Below are 3,245 nucleotides of genomic sequence, written 5' to 3' on the forward strand. Positions count from 1 at the left end.
TGACTTTTGTGGTTGAATGAAAATCTGATTATGTATGTGACACGCGATGAATCGCATCTCTACAATGATTGCGTTTTTTCTCACGCAGATTTCGCGGATTGTGCAGATTTTTTCTTTTGTTGACTTTTATACGTCATAATTTTCAGCTTAAATCTTTTGTGACTTTTGTGGTTGAATGAAAATCTGATTATGTATGTGACACGCGATGAATCGCGTCTCTACAATGATTACGTTCTAGTTGATTCGTTTGGAGAATAATTGTGTTTCTGCGGTTGGGAAATGGTTTTTACATCCCATTCAATTTTTTTAACGAATGGTTTTTGGCGGACATTACATTCCGAAAGTTGGCAGATTTCGCAGGAGAAAGGTTTGCAATCGTCCATATGGAAATTGAACTCGATATTTCTGTCGGTTTCGCTGAGGATTTTATTGATGACTTCCTCCATTTCTGCATGGGCATCGCGAAGTTCAAGATACCAAGGCAAAGTTAAGTGTGCATCAATGTGTAAACCGCTTCCGTGCTGTTGAATACGCATGTTATGGATGTCAATCCATTCCGGTTTTCTGTTTTTGTTCAGGAAATCTGCGAGTCTGGAAAGCATTCCGAGGTCAGCTTCATCCATTATTCCGCTCAATGCTTTGCGGATGATTTTATAGCCTATAAAAATGATATAAGTACCGAATATGAGAGCAACAACCGCATCAATCCAATATAATTTTGTGAAGTAAACCAAAATCAAACTTATAACGACACCTAAAGTGGTAAACGTATCGCTTTGAAGATGTTTCCCGGAGCTCTGAAGCACCACAGAATTCTCTTTAACTCCCTTTTTGTAGGAAATGTAACCAAGAAGATAATTGATAATGGCAGTTGCAGCGATAATCAGAATTCCCCAATCCAATTTTTTGGGAACGTTTCCGTGAAGTAAAGAATCTGCAGCTTCAACGATGATGATAATTCCGGCAAAAATAATCAAAGCGCCTTCAACTCCCGACGTTACAAATTCTACTTTTCCGTGTCCATAAGGATGGTCGTGATCTTTTGGTTTGGCAGCAAGATAAAGCGAATACAATCCCATAAAACCAGCAATAATATTCACAATACTTTCCATGGCATCCGAAAAAACCGCGTCGGAATTTGTTAAATGCCAAGCAATAATTTTCCCGATGAAAAGAATGATTCCAATAATCGCTACAATTCGCTGAAATCGGAAATTGGTTGTAGAAGAATTGCTGTTTTGCGGCATTAATTAAAAAAGTTTGATGTATCTAACAATAAAAAATGCCCACTTTCGTGAGCATTGTATTTAAACTAAGTTGTTCGCTACGAGATATTCCCCGATTTGTACTGCGTTGGTTGCTGCTCCTTTTCGGAGGTTGTCTGCAACAATCCACATGTTCAACGTTTTTGGCTGAGAAAGGTCTCTTCGGATTCTTCCAACAAAAACTTCATCTTTTCCTTCTGAATACAAAGGCATGGGATAAATTTTGTTTGAGACATCGTCCTGAACGACAACTCCAGGAGTTTCAGAAAGAATTTTTCTTACTTCTGCAAGGTCGAATTCGTTTTCAAACTCGATGTTGACACTTTCGGAATGTCCTCCCTGAACAGGAACTCTCACCGCCGTCGCCGTTAAATTAAAGGTATCATCACCCATAATTTTTTTAGGTTCCTTCATCAGTTTAATTTCCTCTTTCGTGTAATCGTCTGCATCGAAAACATCGCACTGTGGCAATGCATTTTTGAAGATTTCGTAAGGATAAACTTTCTTTACAGAATCGTCTCCTGAAATTTCTCCGTTGAGTTGGTCAACGGCATCTTTACCGGTTCCTGTAACGGATTGATAAGTGGAAACGATGACCCTTTTGATGTCGTATTTCTTGTTCAGCGGATGAAGAACCATCACCAGCTGAATGGTAGAACAGTTCGGGTTTGCAATGATTTTATCTTCTGGTGTTAAAACATTGGCATTAATTTCCGGAACCACCAATTTTTTCGTAGGATCCATTCTCCAGGCTGAAGAATTGTCGATCACTGTAGTTCCAGTTTCCGCAAATTTTGGAGCCCAATCTAAAGACGTTGCTCCTCCTGCTGAGAAAATAGCAATTTCCGGCTTCATATCTACTGCAGTTTGCATGGATACTATTTCGAATTCGTTTCCTTTGTATGAAACTTTTTTACCTACTGACCTTTCTGAAGCTACAGGAATCAGTTCGGTGATAGGGAAGTTTCTTTCTTCCAAAACTTTCAGCATTACCTGACCAACCATTCCGGTTGCGCCAACAACAGCTACTTTCATTATATTTTTTTGCGTTATTAAATTAAAAAATTAAGCCCCGAAAAGTTTTGCAAACGGAACTGCATAAAGGAATAATGCTACTGCGATAACTCCCATGATTACGATTCCGAAGTTCAAGGTTTCGTTGGTTTTTACTTTTTTGTTTACGATCGTCATTAAAGCAGCTGCGATTAACATTGAGAAAGGATGTTCGATGTACGTGAATCTTAAATCTCCGTTCTTCATTAATCCACCCATTCCGATTTCGTTAATAGTGTTCATAAAACCGGAAGTTCCGAAAAGCATTACCAAACCAATTAAAAACTGGATGTGGAAGAAAATCATGGTGAACAGCGTCACTTTTCTTAAAAGCTTCGAAATTTTTCCGGAAAACCCGAACATGCAAAGCAATAGTGATACTAAAAATACTGCTACCAAAAGCAGTTCAAGATAAGCGAATCCGCGGTGTGCGTTAAGAATGATGTTGTGTAAATCCATAAATATTTTTTTGTGTAACAAAGATAAAAAAATCCCGGCGAAAAGCCGGGATTTAACATATATCAAGTTCTATAGATTAGAAGTTGAAAGTTGCAGAAGCATTCCAAGTTCTTCCGAATCCGAAAAATACTTCATTGTTTTTGTTGATACCATTCCAATTGTTAGCAGGGTTTGTATCAGCAGCAATATTAGTTCTTGATTCAGCAATGTAAACTTTATCCAAAACGTTGTTTACGTTAAATCTGAATTTGAAACCTTGAGTTGCGTTAAGAGGTAATTTGAAACCTACACCTGCATCTAAAAGTCCATATGCAGGAAGTTTTACAGCTGCTGCAGAAGTTTCAGTAGTTCTGTTTTGCGGTTCGAACGCTGAATAAAGGTTATCTGCATATCTGTACTGTGCATCAAAGCTGAACCAATCAGTTACTTTGAAATCAGCTCCTAGAGCAGCGGTAAACTGTGCAGCAT

General features: G+C 38.4%; 4 protein-coding genes. All 4 read right to left on the minus strand.

The window, feature by feature from the left end; genetic code table 11:
- Positions 1 to 227 precede the first annotated feature (227 nt).
- Positions 228 to 1,247, minus strand: coding sequence for a cation diffusion facilitator family transporter (locus Q0252_RS06250; RefSeq protein ID WP_297984672.1), 1,020 nt, complete (start codon positions 1,245 to 1,247; stop codon positions 228 to 230).
- A gap of 60 nt (positions 1,248 to 1,307) precedes the next feature.
- Positions 1,308 to 2,300, minus strand: coding sequence for an aspartate-semialdehyde dehydrogenase (locus Q0252_RS06255; RefSeq protein WP_297984673.1), 993 nt, complete (start codon positions 2,298 to 2,300; stop codon positions 1,308 to 1,310).
- Positions 2,301 to 2,330: 30 nt separating this feature from the next.
- Positions 2,331 to 2,777, minus strand: a complete 447-nt coding sequence (locus Q0252_RS06260) for a hypothetical protein (protein WP_297984674.1) — start codon at positions 2,775 to 2,777, stop codon at positions 2,331 to 2,333.
- A gap of 76 nt (positions 2,778 to 2,853) precedes the next feature.
- A partial coding sequence (locus tag Q0252_RS06265; RefSeq protein WP_297984675.1) for a TonB-dependent receptor occupies positions 2,854 to 3,245 on the minus strand: 392 nt, incomplete at its 5' end.

Source organism: uncultured Chryseobacterium sp., from assembly GCF_936933875.1.
Lineage (GTDB): Bacteria > Bacteroidota > Bacteroidia > Flavobacteriales > Weeksellaceae > CAKZIK01.

Bases quoted from the DNA above. Each gene is read 5' to 3' on its own strand.
- Q0252_RS06255 (WP_297984673.1), bottom strand. From the start codon at position 2,300: ATGAAAGTAGCTGTTGTTGGCGCAACCGGAATGGTTGGTCAGGTAATG.
- Q0252_RS06250 (WP_297984672.1), bottom strand. From the start codon at position 1,247: ATGCCGCAAAACAGCAATTCTTCTACAACCAATTTCCGATTTCAGCGA.
- Q0252_RS06260 (WP_297984674.1), bottom strand. From the start codon at position 2,777: ATGGATTTACACAACATCATTCTTAACGCACACCGCGGATTCGCTTAT.